This window comes from Rodentibacter haemolyticus (genome assembly GCF_015356115.1).
Taxonomy (GTDB): Bacteria; Pseudomonadota; Gammaproteobacteria; order Enterobacterales; family Pasteurellaceae; genus Rodentibacter; species Rodentibacter haemolyticus.
Genome location: NZ_CP063056.1, coordinates 1,765,461 through 1,782,878 on the forward strand (window position 1 = coordinate 1,765,461; position 17,418 = coordinate 1,782,878).

Sequence of the window (17,418 nt, forward strand, 5' to 3'; positions counted from 1 at the left end):
TATTTCAGCTTTGTACATTTGCAACATAATACCGAATTTTAAAGGAAATTTTTATGCTCAACTCAATCAAAAAATTAGTATTCATTTCCGGTATCGTTTTCCTTTCAGCCTGCGGTTGGCATTTTCAAAATGGAGCATTAATTCCTCAGGAATTACGTACGATTGCCTTTGAAAGTAGCGATCCTTATAGTGAAATGTCGATGACAATGCGTCGTCAGCTGCAAGCGAATGATGTAAAACTTGTCAACGCAACACAGGGTGTACCGGTATTACGTATTAATAAACAAACGACAAGCGATCAAGTCGCTTCTATTTTTAAACGTGGAAGGGAGGCTGAAAAACTCTTGCTTTTAGAAGTGGAAGCCAGCGTACGTTTAACCAATGGGGATACTTATCCAATCAATGCGAAAGTGAACCGCACTTTCTTTGATAACTCACGTGCCGCGCTTGCAAAATCGGCAGAGCGTGATGTAATTTGGAACGACATGCGCGATCAAGCCGCACGCCAACTGATCACAAAAATGGTGGCGTTGCAGCAACAAGTAAAAGGTAAATAATGAATCGCATTTTCCCTGAGCAACTCATTCATCATCTTTCCCAACGGTTAGCCAAGGTTTATTTCTTGGTGGGGCAGGATCCATTGTTGCTCAGTGAAAGTGAGGAAATGATTTATCAGGCGGCTAAGCAGCAGGGATTTGATGAAAAAAACAGTCTACAAATTGATAGCCAAACAGATTGGGCGCAACTTATCGAAAGTTGTCAGTCAATGGGCTTATTTTTCAATAAGCAATTGCTTGTTCTCAATTTGCCGGAAAATTTGACCGCACTTTTGCAAAAAAATCTTCAAGAATTAACAGCTGTATTAAATGAAGATGTGCTACTGGTTCTGACAATGCCAAAGTTGGCTAAAACCACAGAAAAACAGGCTTGGTTTAGCACATTAAATCAGTATGAACCGAATGCATTATTGGTGAACTGCCAAACACCTAGTGTTGAGAGTCTTCCTCGTTGGGTAAAAAATCGAGTCCAAACCATGGGGCTACAAGCCGATGATGAAGCTATCCAACAACTTTGTTATAGCTATGAAAATAATCTGCTCGCCCTAAAACAAGCCTTACAACTGCTGGATTTACTTCACCCTGATCATAAACTTAATTACAATCGTGTGATTGCGGTGGTAGAACAATCCTCCGTTTTTACCCCTTTTCAATGGATTGATGCACTTCTTGTCGGTAAGGTAAATCGCGCTAAACGAATTTTAAACGGTTTGCAGGCAGAGGACGTGCAACCGATCATTTTATTGCGCACATTACAACGCGAGCTTTTTACATTATTGGAACTTACCAAGCCTCAACAACGGATTCACATAACGGATGCTTTGCCGGTTCAACAGATAAAGGCGGAGTTTGATCGCTTGAAAATTTGGCAAAATCGCCGCCCCTTCTTTTTAAGCGCAGTGCAACGCTTAACCTATCAAAAGCTGTACGTGATAATTCAAGAATTAGCAAATATAGAACGCCTCGCTAAACAAGAATTTAGTGATGATGTGTGGCACAGATTAGCGGATTTATCTGTAAAAATTTGTTTATAAATCAGACCGATTCGGCAATTAAACGCTGGATAAGTTTTGCATTTGCCGGTGGAAATAACCCCGCATCTAATGCATTTTGCTCAATCCAAAATCCCTCTTGCCCTTCACGCCCGAAGGGTTCGCCAATCCATTCTTCAACAACATAAAAAAAGAACGAAATAATTTTAGTCGGGTATTCAAACTGAAAGCGTTCATAAAGTTTTGCATTTAGCACCACAATACCGATTTCTTCTTCTAATTCCCGTTTTAAGGCCTGTTCCGGCGTTTCACCAGCATCAACTTTCCCCCCCGGAAATTCAAGAGATTGGGCGAAATCTTGTCCTTCTAAACGCTGGGTTAAATAAATTTGTCCAAATTCATTACGAATAATACCGGCGGCAACTTGTATAATTTTCTTATCCATTTTTAATCCAAATGTAGAGGGATATGATTGTCATTGACAGCTAAAAGTGCGGTCAAAAATAACCGCACTTTCGCTTCATTAATTATATTTGGCACGGTTACCGTGACAATGTTTATATTTCTTGCCGGAACCGCAAGGACAAGGCTCATTACGACCGATATGACGATGAGAATAATCTTCCTCGTTTTGTATCGGCTCACCGTTTTCCCCAATAGGTTGATGAGATTGGCTTTCACGTGTCGCCATCTCTTGACGTGCACGTTCTGCTTCTTCCATTTCTTCCTGAGTGCGTACGCGTACACGGGTTAATGTTGTAATAACATGATGTTTCAAGGAATCCAACATCTCCGTAAACATACGGAAAGATTCTTTTTTATATTCCTGTTTCGGATCTTTTTGTGCATAACCGCGCAAGTGAATGCCTTGACGTAAATAGTCCATTGCCGCCAAATGCTCTTTCCAAAGTTCATCAAGCGTTTGCAACATTACGCCTTTTTCAAAGTTGCGCATCGTTTCTTCTCCGGCGAGGGTTTCTTTTTCTTGATATTCTTCTTCTGCGATTTCGACAATGCGATCACGTAAGTTTTCTTCGTGAAGATTGCTATCCTCTTCTAACCAATGCGCAATCGGTAATTCCATACCGAATTCTTGCATCAAACGTTCTTCAAGCCCTTTTATATCCCATTGTTCTTCTAAGGAATGCGGTGGAATATATTGGTCAATCACGGAATTGAATACATCGTGGCGAATCGCTTTAATGGTGTCGGAAATATCATCGTTATCCAATAAGTGATTGCGTTGCTCGTAAATTGCGTGGCGTTGATCATTTGCCACATCATCATATTCGAGTAGGTTTTTACGCCCATCAAAATGGAATGCTTCTACTTTTGCTTGCGCGGAGGCAATGACTTTTGCCAACATTTTGGATTCCATCGCTTCACCCGGTACGGTAAAGGCCTTGCGCATTAAGTTGAGTTTACCTTCATTCAGGTAAATACGCATTAAACCGTCTTCTAAAGACAAATAGAAACGGGACGAACCCGGATCCCCTTGACGACCCGAACGTCCACGTAATTGGTTGTCAATACGGCGCGATTCGTGACGCTCGGTACCGATAATATGCAGACCGCCCGCTTTCATCACGATTTCGTGGTTTTTCTCCCATTCAGCTTTTAAAGCATCAATTTGTTGCTGGGTAGGATTTTCCAATTTTGCCGCTTGAGCTTTCCAGTTTCCCCCAAGAATAATATCCGTACCACGCCCCGCCATATTGGTTGCGATAGTCACTGCCCCCGGATAACCGGCTTCCGCGACGATTTCCGCTTCTTGTTGGTGGAATTTTGCATTCAATACGTTGTGTTTAATACCTGCCTTATCTAAGGCTTTAGATAATTCTTCGGATTTTTCAACGGAAATCGTACCGACCAGCACCGGTTGCTGACGGGCAACACAATCTTTAATATCTTCAATGATCGCATTAAATTTGTATTCTTCGCTTTCAAACATTAAATCCGTACGATCATCACGAATCATTGGGCGATTGGTTGGAATCACTACGGTTTCTAAACCATAAATTTGTTGAAATTCAAAGGCTTCGGTATCCGCCGTCCCTGTCATTCCCGCCAATTTATCGTATAGACGGAAATAGTTTTGGTAAGAAATTGAGGCGACGGTTTGGTTTTCACTCTTAATATCTACGCCTTCTTTGGCTTCAATGGCTTGATGCAATCCGTCAGACCAACGGCGTCCTGCCATTGTACGGCCGGTGTGTTCATCTACAATAACGATTTCCCCGTCTTTGACGATATAATCCACATCGCGTTCAAACAAAGTGTGGGCGCGTAATGCTGCCATTACATGGTGGAGTAACACGATACGCCCAGGCGAATAGAGGGAATCGCCTTCCGGCATTAACCCTTGTTCTACCAACCAATTTTCAACCTTTTCTTGACCGCGTTCGGTTAAATGTGCTTGCTTGGATTTAAGATCAAGGGTGAAATCCCCTTCACCTTGATATTCTTCCGTATCTTCTTTCTCTTGTTTGATCAAATTCGGGATCAATTTATTCACTGCAAGGTAAAGTCCGGAACTATCTTCCGCCTGACCTGAAATAATCAATGGCGTACGGGCTTCATCAATTAAAATAGAATCCACTTCATCCACTAAGGCATAGCCTAAAGAACGTTGGAAACGTTCTTCTTTCGAATGTGCCAAATTATCACGCAGGTAATCAAATCCGAGTTCGCTGTTTGTCGCGTAAGTAATATCCGCCGCATAAGCTGCACGTTTGGCTTCCGGAGGTAAACCCGGAATATTCACCCCTACGCTCATTCCTAAAAATTCAAATAACGGGCGATTCGTTTCGGCATCTCGGCGGGCGAGGTAATCGTTCACGGTTACCACGTGAACGCCTTTTCCTTCAAGGGCGATTAAATAGCAAGGCAATGTTGCGGTTAAGGTTTTACCTTCACCTGTTCGCATTTCCGCAATGCAACGATTAGTCAGCACCATACCGCCGATAAGTTGCACGTCAAAATGACGCATACCCAAAACACGTTTACTTGCTTCACGAACTGTGGCAAAAGCTTCCGGTAAAATATCTTGTAAGGTTTCACCGGATTTTAGACGAGCGCGAAACTCATCGGTTTTCGCGCGAAGTTGTTCATCGGCTAGGGCTTCAAATTCAGGTTCTAATTTGTTGATTTTTACGACTTGTTTTTTAAGTCTACGCAAAATACGGTCGTTACGGCTACCAAAAATCTTCGTTAAAATGCTCATAATTTCTCTTTTAAAATAATAGGTTAAATCGGGCGGTGCGAGCGAAACGGTTATATTTCACGCACACAAAAATACTATTTTGTGTGAATCTGTTAAATTCACACAAACTACGGAAAGTGGAAATTAAATAAACAAAGGCCCTGCGCGAATAGGGGCTTGAAGATTCAATACATTCGCAATAAAGTGCGGTTGAATTTCAAGATGTTTTTCCTTGGAGTGGGGGATAGCGGATTGTTGGAAACTTTGGCGTTGTATTTCTCGTACGACTTTTGCCGTTTCCAACGCTTGTTGAACGGATACCTGAGATGAGTAATTTTCCGCAGACTGATTTTCTAAGTTTTGTGCATTAGGTAAAGCAAAGATCGCGATCATACTTAAAAGTAGTCGCGACCAAAAATTCGGTTTGCTTTTACCTGAAATCATCATCTCGTTGTTTTGTGTAAAAATTGCGTGTATTGTAGCGAAAATCTAAACTGATGTCATTTATTGGGGCTATTTTATGGAAAACAAGGCGAAGCGTTATCAAAAAGCACTGAATATTGTGGATGTGATGGAACATTCTTCTTTTGCCAAAATGATGAAAGAGGGACTCGCTACTCATGAATTGAATCAAAAATTCAATCGTTCTTTTCCTCCGGAATTTAAAGGTTTATTTCGAGTAGGCCGTGTAAGCGGTAACGTATTATTTATTGAAGTGGCAAATGCCGTTGTACGCCAAGGCATTTTGTTTCACCAAACCGCATTATTAAAGTTGATTCGGGAGGATTACCCACAAGTGGAAAAATTGGATGTGAAAATAAATCCGGAATTTGTAAAAATCACGCTTTAAAAATCGCAATCAACTCCTTCACTTTCACACGCTTTTCCGAATTTTGGCTAATGGAACGCTGAACTTTTACGCGCTTGAATTTTGCCCCTTTATAAATTTCACGTGTGAACTTGGTATCGTGGTTGGAAATTAGTACCGGAACTTGCTTTTCTTTTTGCGCTTTTCTTGCCATTTCCGCTAAAGCACGTTGATGATTCAAACCAAACTCATTGCCCGCATAGCCGGTAAAATTTGTTTCTTGTTGTAGTGGAGCGTAAGGCGGATCGCAATAAATGACGGAATTTCTATCCGCCAAGTCAAATGTTTGTTGAAAATCACCGCATAAAAAGACCGCACTTTGTGCTTTGTGTGCAAAATAACGAAGCTCGTCTTCAGGAAAATAATGGGATTTGTATGCGCCGAAAGGAACGTTAAACTCATTCTTACTGTTGTAACGGCATAATCCGTTAAAGCCGAAACGGTTTAAATAAAGAAAAATGACCGCACGTTCAAAAGGATCTTGTGATTGGTTGAATTGTAGTCTTTTGCTGTAATAATAACCGGGGGTGTTAGCATTTGGGTCAAAGAAAATCGGCTTACAGGCTTGGATATAGCTATCCACATTTTCTTTCACAATATTAAATAAATTAATTAAATCAGGATTAATATCCGCCAGAATATAGCGTTCAAAATTGGAGTTAAGAAAAACAGCCCCTGCGCCGACAAAGGGTTCGATTAAACATTGTTTTTTCTTTGGAAAGGCTTTGTTGATGTCGTCCGTTAAACGAAATTTCCCCCCCGCCCATTTTAAAAACGGACGATGTTTAATTCTGGGCTTAATTTGTTTCTTCGGACGTAACATCTTAATGCGTTTGAGTGCAGCGGCGAATCGCACTTAACACAAGAGTATGATCGGTGTCTGTTGCTACATAGGCTTGACCGAGTGATTTAAGAAGCACTAAACGCAATCTACCGGCGAGAACTTTTTTATCACGCATCATATGTGGTAAATAATCTTCCGGTTGCATTGTATCCGGTGATAGCGTAGGCAGGTTAGCGCGAGCAAGTAATTTTTCTAAACGGGATACTTCCGCTACGGAAATATTACCTAATTCTTCCGAAAGCGCAGCCGCCATCATCATTCCCGTAGAAACCGCTTCGCCGTGTAGCCAGTTTCCATAGCCAAGGTGCGTTTCAATGGCATGACCGAAAGTATGCCCGAGATTTAGTAAAGCACGATCACCTTTTTCTTTTTCATCGCGCGCTACAACATCCGCTTTAATTTGGCAGCAACGTGCAATGCAATGTTGCAAGGCTTCTTGTTTTAATGCAACAAGCTCATCAATATGCTTTTCCAACCATACGAAAAATTCATTATCAAGAATCGCACCATATTTGATCACCTCCGCCAAACCTGCATTGACTTCACGTTTTGGCAATGTATTGAGCGTAAGCGTATCAATCAATACGGCAGAAGGCTGATAAAAGGCACCGATCATATTTTTACCGAGCTCGTGATTGACCGCTGTTTTGCCACCGACGGAGGAATCGACCTGAGAAAGTAATGTCGTCGGAATTTGAATCAAACGCACGCCACGTTGATAACTTGCTGCGGCAAACCCTGCAACATCACCGATGACACCGCCGCCTAAGGCGATAATAGTGGTATCTCTCCCGTGATTTTCCTTTAAAAGTGCGGTAAAAATCAGGTTTAAAGATTCCAATGTTTTGTATTTTTCGCCATCCGGTAGTAAAACGTGATCAACCGAACAACCCCGTTTTTCAAGGGCTTGTGTAACGGTTTCTAAATAAAACTGTGCAATGGTGGGATTTGATACAATCATCACGCGTTCACCCGGTTTCACAGGGTAATTACGTTCATCTTGCAGCAGACCGCTATCGATTAAAATCGGATAACTACGTTCTTGTAATTCCACATTGACACACAGCATTATTGATCCTTAGATTGAGCTATTTAATCCGTTTATATTATCAATTAAATCTACGATTTGGTTTACCATTACTTTGGCATTTTGTTCATCGGTAGGAAGTGTCATATCGGCAATTTCTTCATATAAAGGATTACGAATTTTTGCTAAATCTTCCAATACTTGACGCGGATCATCGACCCCTTGTAAAAGAGGGCGTTTTTTATCACGTTGAGTACGTTGGAATTGCTTATCCACCGTTGTTTCTAAATAAATCACAATACCACGGGCAGATAAATAATTGCGGTTATCTTTCGACATTACCGCCCCACCGCCGGTAGAAAGTACGATACCTTGCAGCTGGGTCAGTTCATTAATGATACGTTCTTCACGTTTGCGAAAACCTTCTTCGCCTTCTAAATCAAAAATCCAACTAATATCCGCACCTGCCCGTTCCTCGATTACAGCATCGGAATCCACAAAATCCATATTCAGTTGTTGTGCTAATTGACGACCGATAGTGCTTTTTCCCGCACCCATAGGCCCCACTAAAAAAATATTACGTTTTTCAGCCATTGTTTTTTTCTAACGATAAATTTACTCAAATTGATCTTTTTAAAAAGTTAAGCAAAACCACGAAGTCCGCCAAAAGATCACCCAAAAAATCCCTGAGATTATCGCAATAAATCGCCCTAGTTTTCAACCTTTGAGGAAGATTTATTTTAGAAATGGCGAAAGTGCGGTCAAAAAACCTTATTTTTTTATCATTGCCTATCAGATTAACAGATTGAGCTTTCTTTCGTGCAAAGGTATAGTTGCCACGTTTTTTGTGGGGAAATGATATGAATGTTATTTTTGATTATTTTTTATCGCTAAATCCGGTTTTCCAAGCATTAATAGCAGGCTTATTTACATGGTTTTGTACAATCTTTGGTTCAGCCTTTGTCTTTTTTTTCAAACAGGTAAACCAAAAATTACTTGATAGTATGATGGGGTTTGCCGCCGGAGTGATGATTGCGGCCTCGGTTTGGTCATTACTTGAACCTTCCTTTGATTTTGCTAAACAAAGTTCAAGCGAATGGTATTGGTTACCGACATTAATTGGCTTCTTAATCGGCGGATTATTTTTACGGACCCTTGACTATTTGGTTCCTCATTTGCATTTAAGCAAACCTATTGAAGAAGCGGAAGGAATGCAGACACGCCATAGACTTTCTAAATCAATGTTGCTTTTCTTAGCGATCACTATTCACAATATTCCCGAAGGATTGGCAATCGGTGTGGCATTCGGTGCAGTCGCTACGCTTGGTGAGGGAGCCGATACGTTACCGCTTACTTTAAGTGCAATCGGTCTTGCGATTGGTATGGGATTGCAAAATGTGCCTGAAGGCTCGGCACTCTCGATGCCCTTGCGGGCTGAGGGGCATAGCAGAATGAAAGCTTTCGCTTATGGTGCTTTTTCGGCGATTGTTGAACCGATTGGCGCAGTTATCGGCGCATTGTTCGTTATTTCTATGACATCAATTTTGCCTTATGCTCTCGCTTTTGCTGCCGGCGCAATGATTTTCGTTGTTGTCGAAGAATTGATTCCGGAGTCACAAAGTAACGGCAATACGGATCTTGCTACATTGAGTTTAATGTTAGGGTTTTCATTAATGATGATTTTGGATGTCGTGTTAGGATAGGTGTGTCGTAAAAAAAAGTGCGGTTAAAATCTCACAAAATCTTCGGTATTATGTATCAGTTGCACAAAGAGAATTTGATATTTGATATTTATCGGGGGTGGGTGCGCTAGCTTTGCGTAACGCACCCTTTCATCCTCGCCTAACAGCACCTACAAAGATTTGTGCAAGTGTTACGTAACAGCGAAAATTTTAACCGCACTTTTCTACTTATTTGATTTCTTCCGCCTTCTCCGCCGTGCCTTTGATGGTGAGGCTGATTTCTGTGGAAATGAGATATTCAAGAATAGCGGAAAGTTCGGCTAAATTGGTAAGATTGCCGTTTCCTTCTTCATCGAAATACCCCTCATCTTTTAAATTGGCAATAAAGGCGGAGAATACGGCTTTATCAAAGAACTCCGGTGCATTAATACCATGTAATACGGAAAGACGTTGAGCCACTAATTGACTTTCTTTTTCCAGCGCGCTACGTGAAATTTTCGGATCTTTTTGTAGGATAGTTACGGTGATGTAGTAACGTTGCAAAATCTCGCGCACGCCGGCAGACCAAAGCTGTAAAATGCGTACTTTTGATCGGTTGATGGAAAGTAAATTGTCGTTTGTATGAATGACTTCTTGGCGGGTAAATTCCGCAATAATTTTGCTGATTTGTGTTTTTAATTCTTCTTGATTGAAATGTAAGAATAATTCGCCTTTTAAGAAAGGATAAATTTTACTTACGGCATCTGACATCAAATCTTTTTGAATGGCTTCGTAATGTAGCACAATGCTTGCAACTAAAGACGGTAATACAAAAGAGTGCTGAATATTATTACGATAGTAAGTCATCAACACGGCGGAAGTTCGTTCAAGACGGACGATTTCGCCGAAATTATCTTTTTCAACCAACACGCCTACGCGATCAAGGCTTAATACATGTTCCAACATTTTATTAGGTGTATCCGACGGGATCACCATATCTTCGGAATACGGTGCTTGTCGTAACATTTGTTGATAGCTGCTTAACTGTTCAAGTAATTGTTCGCGAGAGAGTGCGCGTTGGCGGGAAGAGAGTAATGCTGTTCCTACGAGGTTCATCGAATTTACTGCAGCAGCTTTATTGATATTCACCATCACTTGATTGGAAATGGCATCCACGGCTTGATTAAACCATTGGGGCTTGTCCTCACTCTCTTCTTTCCAATCCGGAAAATTCTGGTTGAGATAGTTTGATAATGTAATCGGTTCACCGAAGTTGACGAACCCTTGACCTAAATTGCGCAATTTTTTAATCACGCGAATGACTAATCCGGCATTTTCTTTTTCTTTCTCCGCACCCCGTAATTCTTTTGCGTAAGTATCTACTTCTAATACGTGTTCATAACCCACATATACCGGTACGACAGAAATCGGGCGACTTTGATTATGTTGGAGCGCCTGTAAAGTCATCGACATCATTCCCGTTTTCGGTGCAAGTAAACGACCGGTGCGTGAACGTCCCCCTTCAATGAAATATTCCACGGAATAACCGCGGTGAAATAATTCCGCTAAATACTCGCGGAAAATCGCAGAATAAAGTCGATTTCCTTTGAAAGTACGGCGGATAAAGAACGCCCCCCAACTGCGGAAAAGACGACCGACCGGCCAGAAATTCAAGTTAATCCCTGCGGCAATGTGCGGCGGTACTAAGCCTTGGTGATAAAGCACGTAAGAAAGCAGTAAATAGTCGATATGACTACGGTGACAAGGCACATAGACAATTTCATGACCTTCAAGTGCCAATTTGCGTACGCGATCGGCATTTTGCACATCAATACCGGAATATAATTTATTCCATAGCCAACGTAAAAAACGATCCGCCGCACGAAGACTTGAGTGGCTCACGTCTGCGGCGATTTCATCCAAAATTTTATAGGCTTCTTTCTCCGCTTTTTCTCGGCTGATATTTTTATTTTTTACTTCATCTACAATGGCAGCTTGAATGGCTCTAGATTGCAATAATTTATTGAACATTGCTTCACGGTTCGGTAATCGTGGACCGGTGGCTGAAATGCGTTGTCTTGCAAAGTGCATTTTCGCCACTCGTGCTAATTTTTGTGCCATTTTTTCATCCGATCCGTGTTCGTTCGCCATATAACGTAATGAAACCGCTTGAGAAAAACGCACGAAGGTATCACGCCCAAACCAAATCGCAGCAAAGGTTTTTTGTACGCCGTTCAGTAAGCGCAAATTCGGTAGTGCCGCTTTATTTTCGTGTCCGGGTGAACGTCCCCAAAGTACGGAAACCGGTACCAATTGTACATCTAAGTCTTCAAAAGTGCGGTGTAATTCTAGATATTTATTAAATACTTGAACGGTTTCGTCTTTTGCCCCTTTTGATTTAAAAAAGCGGCGACCTTCATCTAAATATACGTAACGAGGCAAACTCACGCCCTGTATATCATTTTTTTGAGCCGGATCAGGTAAGCCTACATTCAAACAGTTACGGCGGAAAATGACGAAATCCGTTTGAGAAGTGTAAGGCAATACATAAACAATCGGTTGAGAAAGGTTAAGTTGAAGTTCTTCAGCCGGATTGGCAGGAATGGGATTGTTTTTTACTAAGAACGATAAAGGAAATTCTAACAATTTACGATAGGCATTCACGATATTCGACATAATATAGGTTCTCTTTTGTTATCAAACACTTCCATAATATTATCATATAAGACCGCTTACAACCCTCTAAAATTTCGTATGAGCGACAAATAACGGTTGCAACATAGAGAGTTCTGTATATAATGACAGGGTTTCTGTGTATAACAACAGGGGTGGATATGAGACCATTAACAACCAGACAACAAGAAGTGCTGGATTTACTAAAACGGCACTTAGAAACGACAGGTATGCCGCCGACGCGTGCAGAAATTTCTCGCGAGTTGGGTTTTAAATCGCCGAATGCGGCGGAAGAGCATTTGAAAGCACTGGCACGTAAAGGTGCGATTGAGATTATTGCCGGTGCATCGCGTGGTATTCGCATTCTATTAGATGAAGACAGAATTGAGGAGCAGGAAGGATTGCCATTAATCGGCAGAGTGGCTGCGGGAGAACCTATTCTTGCAGAACAACATATCGAAGGAACCTACCGTGTTGATGCCGATATGTTCAAACCGCAGGCCGATTTTCTGCTTAAAGTTTATGGTCAATCCATGAAGAATATTGGTATTTTAGATGGTGATCTTCTTGCCGTCCATAGCACAAAAGATGTGCGCAATGGACAAATTGTGGTGGCACGTATTGAAGATGAAGTAACGGTGAAACGCTTGGAACGAAAAGGTTCCATCGTTTATCTTCACGCAGAAAATGAAGAATTTCAGCCGATAGTCGTAAATCTTGAAGAACAGCCCCATTTTGAAATTGAAGGTATTGCGGTGGGGATTATTCGTAATAATGCGTGGATGTAAAACCTTAAGCCTCATTAAAAGTGCGGTTAAAATTGACCGCACTTTCTTCCATTTTTCCGGGGTTTCAAGCTAATTTGCCATTCGATCTATTGCTTACTATAATGCCGAGCAATCATTTTTTAGGAATTTAAGGATAGGAAATGCAATTTTCCAAAATGCATGGTTTAGGTAATGATTTCGTGGTGGTGGATGCCATTACACAAAATGTTTATTTCCCCCCGGAAACCATCAAACGCCTTGCAGATCGTCATCGTGGTATTGGTTTTGATCAACTTTTGATTGTCGAACCGCCTTACGATCCCGATTTAGATTTTCACTATCGAATTTTTAATGCAGATGGTAGCGAAGTGGCGCAATGTGGTAACGGTGCGCGTTGTTTCGCCCGTTTTGTTACGCTAAAAGGCTTAACGAATAAACAAGATATTGCTGTTAGCACACAAAAAGGCAAAATGATTTTAACGGTGAAAGAAGATGGAAAAATTCGTGTCAATATGGGCGAACCGATATGGGAACCGGCAAAAATTCCTTTCACTGCGAATAAATTCGAGAAAAACTATATTTTGCGTACTGACATTCAAACGGTTTTATGTGGCGCGGTTTCTATGGGAAATCCGCATTGCGTGCTTCAAGTAGAAGATATTCGCACGGCAAATGTCACACAGTTAGGCGCGCTGTTGGAAAGCCACGAACGTTTCCCCGAACGTGTTAATGCCGGCTTTATGCAAGTCGTAAACCGTAATCATATTAAACTACGTGTTTACGAACGTGGTGCTGGAGAAACCCAAGCCTGCGGTAGTGGAGCTTGCGCAGCCGCAGCCGTAGGTATGATGCAGAGTTTATTAGATCACAAAGTACAAGTTGATCTCCCCGGTGGTAGCTTACTGATTGAATGGGAAGGGGAAGGGCATCCGCTTTATATGACGGGCGAGGCAACGCACGTTTATGATGGAAATATTCATCTTTAAAACACAAAAGTGCGGTTGATTTTAGCGGTGTTGTTACAAATACATAAAATTGAAATAATATAATTGTAGGCGCAGCGTATTTTGTGTAGAAAATTTATCCTGTTTGTTTATCATTTAACATTAGCGGACGCCAAGCATAGTGTCTCTACGTCCACTCAAAAATAATATCTGTGCGATTGCTACATTACTGAATTTTATGTAGATATACCGTCCTCGTATTCATAATATAAAAAGAGATGTCTCTTGCTGTGAGGCATCTCTTCGTGTTCTATGGTTTTTATATGAATTTAGAACGGAATATCATCATCAAAGCCGTCCATTGGCGGCTCGGCTTGTGGGGCCGGTTGCTGTTGGGCAGGGCGGGATGATTGATAGTTATTGTTTGAACGCGCTTGGTAAGCTGGTTGCGGAGTACTTTGTCCCATATCCGGTGCGCCGTAGCCACCTGCGTTTTGATTACGTCCGCCTAGCATTTGCATCACATCACCTTGAATTTCTGTGGTGTAGCGATCTTGACCGTTTTGATCCTGCCATTTACGGGTGCGTAAACGCCCTTCAACATAAACTTGTGAGCCTTTGCGTAAGTATTCACCGCAGATTTCAGCTTGGCGGCGATAAAATACAATACGATGCCATTCCGTTATTTCACGACGTTCGCCGGTGTTGCGGTCATTCCAACTTTCACTTGTTGCTACGCTAATGTTTGCCACGGCATCACCATTTGGCATAGTGCGAACTTCCGGGTCATTACCTAAATGACCCACGATGATGACCTTATTTACTCCAGCCATAAAAAAACCTCATTTTCATCATTAAAAAAGTGCGGTTATTTTGCCTGAAATTTTGGAAAAGATCTATAAATTTTAACTGGATATTTGCACAGATGTTTAAATGTGCGATAATGCTCGCAATTTTACAAAAAATTTAAATCAGACAAGTTGTTTTATGGAAAATATCGATATTCGTGGGGCGCGAACTCACAATCTAAAAAACATCAATTTAACCATTCCTCGCGATAAACTTATAGTTATTACCGGTTTATCCGGATCCGGTAAATCTTCCCTTGCTTTTGATACTCTTTATGCGGAAGGACAACGCCGTTACGTAGAATCCCTCTCTGCCTATGCCCGCCAGTTTTTATCCTTAATGGAAAAACCGGATGTCGATTCTATTGAAGGCTTGTCGCCGGCAATTTCTATTGAGCAAAAATCCACCTCGCACAACCCTCGTTCAACAGTGGGAACGATCACAGAGATTTATGATTATTTGCGCTTGTTATTTGCACGGGTAGGGGAGCCGCGCTGTCCGAATCACGATGTCCCTTTAACGGCACAAACCATTAGCCAAATGGTGGATAAAGTGCTGAGTTTACCTGAAGAATCAAAAATGATGCTGCTTGCGCCGGTGGTGAAAAATCGTAAAGGTGAACATATTAAGCTCTTAGAAAATATTGCCGCACAAGGTTATATTCGGGCGCGCATTGACGGTGAAATTTGTGATTTGTCGGATCCGCCGAAACTTGAATTACAGAAAAAACATACGATTGAAGTGGTGGTGGATCGCTTTAAAGTGCGGTCAGATTTAGCAACGCGTTTAGCCGAATCTTTTGAAACGGCGTTGGAGCTTTCCGGGGGGACGGCGGTTGTCGCGGATATGGATAATCCGAAGGCGGAGGAATTTGTCTTTTCGGCGAATTTTGCTTGCCCTCATTGTGGTTATTCCGTACCGGAATTAGAACCGCGTTTGTTCTCTTTCAACAATCCGGCGGGAGCTTGTCCGACTTGTGATGGCTTGGGGGTACAACAGTATTTTGATGAAGAACGGGTGGTTCAAAATCCAAGTATTTCCCTTGCAGGAGGGGCGGTAAAAGGTTGGGATCGCCGTAATTTTTATTATTATCAAATGCTGACTTCGCTAGCCAAACATTATGATTTTGATATAGAAGTTCCTTATGAAACGCTACCGAAGAAAATCCGTCAGATTATTATGCACGGTTCCGGCAAAGAAGAAATAGAGTTTCAGTATATGAATGATCGCGGTGATGTTGTGATTCGTAAGCACGCCTTTGAAGGTATCTTAAATAATATGGCACGCCGTTATAAAGAAACGGAATCTATGTCTGTACGTGAAGAATTGGCAAAAAATATCAGCAACCGTTCTTGTGCAGACTGTGGTGGTTCCCGTTTACGGCCGGAAGCGCGCAACGTGTATATCGGGTCGACAAACCTGCCAATGATTTCGGAAAAGAGTATTGGAGAAACGTTGGAATTTTTCACCGCACTTTCTTTAACCGGGCAAAAAGCACAAATTGCTGAGAAAATTTTGAAAGAAATTCGTGAACGTTTGCAATTCTTAGTCAATGTGGGATTGAATTATCTTTCTCTTTCCCGTTCCGCCGAAACCTTATCGGGGGGCGAAGCACAACGCATTCGTCTTGCCAGCCAAATCGGTGCCGGTTTAGTGGGGGTGATGTATGTATTGGATGAACCCTCTATCGGTTTACATCAACGGGATAATGAACGTTTATTGAATACCTTGCTTCATTTACGTAACCTCGGCAACACGGTGATTGTGGTAGAACATGACGAAGATGCCATTCGAGCGGCTGATCATATTATTGATATCGGTCCGGGAGCGGGCGTGCATGGCGGGCAAGTGATTGCACAAGGTAACGCGCAAGAAATTATGGCGAACCCAAGTTCTATTACGGGAAAATTTTTATCGGGCGAAGAGCAAATTGAAATTCCGCAAAAACGTACCGCACTTGATAAGAAAAAATGGCTGAAACTGAAAGGCGCATCGGGTAATAATTTAAAAAATGTGAATTTAGACATTCCGGTCGGCTTATTTACCTGTATCACAGGGGTATCGGGATCGGGCAAATCGACCTTGATAAACGATACTTTGTTCCCATTGGCGCAAAACGCGTTAAATCGCGCGGATAAAACGGATTATGCGCCTTATAAATCCATTGAAGGTTTGGAACATTTCGATAAAGTGATCGACATTAATCAAAGCCCAATCGGTCGAACGCCACGTTCTAACCCAGCCACTTACACCGGTTTATTCACACCTATTCGTGAATTATTTGCCGGTGTGCCGGAGGCTCGTGCGCGTGGTTACAACCCCGGACGCTTTAGCTTTAACGTGCGAGGCGGGCGTTGTGAGGCTTGTCAGGGGGATGGTGTACTGAAAGTAGAAATGCACTTTTTACCGGATGTGTATGTACCTTGTGATCAATGTAAAGGAAAACGTTATAACCGCGAAACGTTGGAAATTCGCTACAAAGGTAAAACGATTCATCAAGTGTTGGATATGACCGTAGAGGAGGCTCGCGAATTTTTTGATGCTATTCCAATGATTGCTCGTAAGTTGCAAACCTTGATGGACGTAGGATTGTCTTATATTCGATTAGGTCAGTCTTCAACCACCCTTTCCGGTGGTGAAGCGCAACGCGTGAAATTGGCGACAGAACTTTCTAAGCGCGATACCGGCAAAACACTGTATATTTTGGATGAACCGACAACAGGCTTACATTTTGCGGATATTAAACAACTTCTTGAAGTGTTACATCGCCTGCGTAATCAAGGTAATACCATTGTGGTGATCGAACATAACTTGGATGTGATTAAAACCGCAGATTGGATTGTTGATCTCGGTCCTGAAGGGGGAAGTGGCGGCGGACAAATTATTGCCACCGGTACACCGGAAGAAGTGGCTCGGGTCGCCGGGTCGCATACCGCTCGGTTCTTAAAACCGATTTTGGAAAAACGCTAAACAAAACGAGCGCACTTACAAAGTCATATTTATCCCGAAGTATCAATAGCGTTACAACGGGATA

Annotated in this window: 15 protein-coding genes; 7 read left to right on the forward strand and 8 right to left on the reverse strand. The window is 42.0% G+C overall.

Annotation, left to right across the window (positions count from 1 at the left end; translation table 11 throughout):
• The first annotated feature begins 53 nt into the window (after positions 1-53).
• Together IHV77_RS08420 and holA are read left to right on the forward strand one after the other, a co-directional pair.
• Complete coding sequence (locus tag IHV77_RS08420) at positions 54-557, forward strand: LPS-assembly lipoprotein LptE (protein WP_194811524.1); 504 nt, start codon at positions 54-56, stop codon at positions 555-557.
• Complete coding sequence (gene holA / locus IHV77_RS08425; RefSeq protein WP_194811525.1) at positions 557-1,591, forward strand: DNA polymerase III subunit delta; 1,035 nt, start codon at positions 557-559, stop codon at positions 1,589-1,591. Before IHV77_RS08420 ends, holA begins: the two co-directional genes overlap by 1 nt.
• A 1-nt stretch (position 1,592) precedes the next feature.
• On the opposite strand, the gene mutT is transcribed toward holA, so the two are convergent.
• The 3 genes from mutT to secM form a co-directional block, all read right to left on the reverse strand.
• Complete coding sequence (gene mutT, locus IHV77_RS08430) at positions 1,593-1,994, reverse strand: 8-oxo-dGTP diphosphatase MutT (protein WP_194811526.1); 402 nt, start codon at positions 1,992-1,994, stop codon at positions 1,593-1,595.
• Between the two features lie 78 nt (positions 1,995-2,072).
• A complete protein-coding gene (secA, locus tag IHV77_RS08435; RefSeq protein ID WP_194811527.1) occupies positions 2,073-4,772 on the reverse strand; it encodes a preprotein translocase subunit SecA in 2,700 nt (899 codons plus the stop codon).
• Positions 4,773-4,895: 123 nt separating this feature from the next.
• On the reverse strand, positions 4,896-5,195 hold the full coding sequence (secM, locus tag IHV77_RS08440; RefSeq protein WP_194811528.1) for a secA translation cis-regulator SecM: 300 nt from the start codon (positions 5,193-5,195) through the stop codon (positions 4,896-4,898).
• A gap of 76 nt (positions 5,196-5,271) precedes the next feature.
• Between secM and IHV77_RS08445 the strand changes: the two genes are divergently transcribed.
• Positions 5,272-5,601: a DciA family protein gene (locus IHV77_RS08445; protein WP_194811529.1), complete on the forward strand. Its 330-nt coding sequence runs from the start codon at positions 5,272-5,274 to the stop codon at positions 5,599-5,601.
• Here IHV77_RS08445 and IHV77_RS08450 read toward each other — a convergent pair.
• From IHV77_RS08450 to aroK, 3 genes are read right to left on the reverse strand one after another with little or no spacing between them, the layout of a single operon-like run.
• Positions 5,591-6,442 carry a Dam family site-specific DNA-(adenine-N6)-methyltransferase gene (locus tag IHV77_RS08450; RefSeq protein ID WP_194811530.1) on the reverse strand — a complete coding sequence of 284 codons (852 nt, stop codon included), beginning with the start codon at positions 6,440-6,442 and terminating at the stop codon, positions 5,591-5,593. The genes IHV77_RS08445 and IHV77_RS08450 overlap by 11 nt on opposite strands.
• 1 nt (position 6,443) lies before the next feature.
• On the reverse strand, positions 6,444-7,532 hold the full coding sequence (aroB, locus tag IHV77_RS08455) for a 3-dehydroquinate synthase (protein ID WP_194811531.1): 1,089 nt from the start codon (positions 7,530-7,532) through the stop codon (positions 6,444-6,446).
• Positions 7,533-7,541: 9 nt separating this feature from the next.
• On the reverse strand, positions 7,542-8,084 hold the full coding sequence (aroK, locus tag IHV77_RS08460) for a shikimate kinase AroK (protein ID WP_194811532.1): 543 nt from the start codon (positions 8,082-8,084) through the stop codon (positions 7,542-7,544).
• Between the two features lie 275 nt (positions 8,085-8,359).
• Between aroK and IHV77_RS08465 the strand changes: the two genes are divergently transcribed.
• Entirely contained in the window at positions 8,360-9,193 is an 834-nt protein-coding gene (locus IHV77_RS08465) for a ZIP family metal transporter (RefSeq protein WP_194813265.1), read from the forward strand.
• 207 nt (positions 9,194-9,400) lie between these two features.
• On the opposite strand, the gene plsB is transcribed toward IHV77_RS08465, so the two are convergent.
• On the reverse strand, positions 9,401-11,827 hold the full coding sequence (plsB, locus tag IHV77_RS08470; RefSeq protein WP_194811533.1) for a glycerol-3-phosphate 1-O-acyltransferase PlsB: 2,427 nt from the start codon (positions 11,825-11,827) through the stop codon (positions 9,401-9,403).
• 158 nt (positions 11,828-11,985) lie between these two features.
• On the opposite strand from plsB, the gene lexA reads away from it, so the two are divergent.
• Together lexA and dapF are read left to right on the forward strand one after the other, a co-directional pair.
• The gene (gene lexA / locus IHV77_RS08475) at positions 11,986-12,612 is read left to right on the forward strand and encodes a transcriptional repressor LexA (RefSeq protein WP_194811534.1); all 627 of its coding nucleotides are present in this window, start codon (positions 11,986-11,988) and stop codon (positions 12,610-12,612) included.
• 140 nt (positions 12,613-12,752) lie between these two features.
• Entirely contained in the window at positions 12,753-13,577 is an 825-nt protein-coding gene (dapF, locus tag IHV77_RS08480) for a diaminopimelate epimerase (protein ID WP_194811535.1), read from the forward strand.
• A 287-nt stretch (positions 13,578-13,864) separates the two neighbouring features.
• Here the strand turns inward: dapF and IHV77_RS08485 are convergent, their stop codons facing one another.
• Positions 13,865-14,368 (reverse strand): single-stranded DNA-binding protein, encoded by a 504-nt coding sequence (locus IHV77_RS08485; RefSeq protein WP_194811536.1) that lies wholly within the window; start codon positions 14,366-14,368, stop codon positions 13,865-13,867.
• 154 nt (positions 14,369-14,522) lie between these two features.
• Between IHV77_RS08485 and uvrA the strand changes: the two genes are divergently transcribed.
• The gene (uvrA, locus tag IHV77_RS08490; RefSeq protein ID WP_194811537.1) at positions 14,523-17,354 is read left to right on the forward strand and encodes an excinuclease ABC subunit UvrA; all 2,832 of its coding nucleotides are present in this window, start codon (positions 14,523-14,525) and stop codon (positions 17,352-17,354) included.
• Positions 17,355-17,418: the final 64 nt, after the last annotated feature.

Bases quoted from the DNA above. Each gene is read 5' to 3' on its own strand.
- holA (WP_194811525.1), top strand. From the start codon at position 557: ATGAATCGCATTTTCCCTGAGCAACTCATTCATCATCTTTCCCAACGG.
- aroK (WP_194811532.1), bottom strand. From the start codon at position 8,084: ATGGCTGAAAAACGTAATATTTTTTTAGTGGGGCCTATGGGTGCGGGA.
- uvrA (WP_194811537.1), top strand. From the start codon at position 14,523: ATGGAAAATATCGATATTCGTGGGGCGCGAACTCACAATCTAAAAAAC.
- mutT (WP_194811526.1), bottom strand. From the start codon at position 1,994: ATGGATAAGAAAATTATACAAGTTGCCGCCGGTATTATTCGTAATGAA.
- IHV77_RS08445 (WP_194811529.1), top strand. From the start codon at position 5,272: ATGGAAAACAAGGCGAAGCGTTATCAAAAAGCACTGAATATTGTGGAT.
- IHV77_RS08420 (WP_194811524.1), top strand. From the start codon at position 54: ATGCTCAACTCAATCAAAAAATTAGTATTCATTTCCGGTATCGTTTTC.
- IHV77_RS08450 (WP_194811530.1), bottom strand. From the start codon at position 6,442: ATGTTACGTCCGAAGAAACAAATTAAGCCCAGAATTAAACATCGTCCG.
- lexA (WP_194811534.1), top strand. From the start codon at position 11,986: ATGAGACCATTAACAACCAGACAACAAGAAGTGCTGGATTTACTAAAA.
- secM (WP_194811528.1), bottom strand. From the start codon at position 5,195: ATGATTTCAGGTAAAAGCAAACCGAATTTTTGGTCGCGACTACTTTTA.
- aroB (WP_194811531.1), bottom strand. From the start codon at position 7,532: ATGCTGTGTGTCAATGTGGAATTACAAGAACGTAGTTATCCGATTTTA.
- IHV77_RS08485 (WP_194811536.1), bottom strand. From the start codon at position 14,368: ATGGCTGGAGTAAATAAGGTCATCATCGTGGGTCATTTAGGTAATGAC.
- dapF (WP_194811535.1), top strand. From the start codon at position 12,753: ATGCAATTTTCCAAAATGCATGGTTTAGGTAATGATTTCGTGGTGGTG.
- secA (WP_194811527.1), bottom strand. From the start codon at position 4,772: ATGAGCATTTTAACGAAGATTTTTGGTAGCCGTAACGACCGTATTTTG.
- plsB (WP_194811533.1), bottom strand. From the start codon at position 11,827: ATGTCGAATATCGTGAATGCCTATCGTAAATTGTTAGAATTTCCTTTA.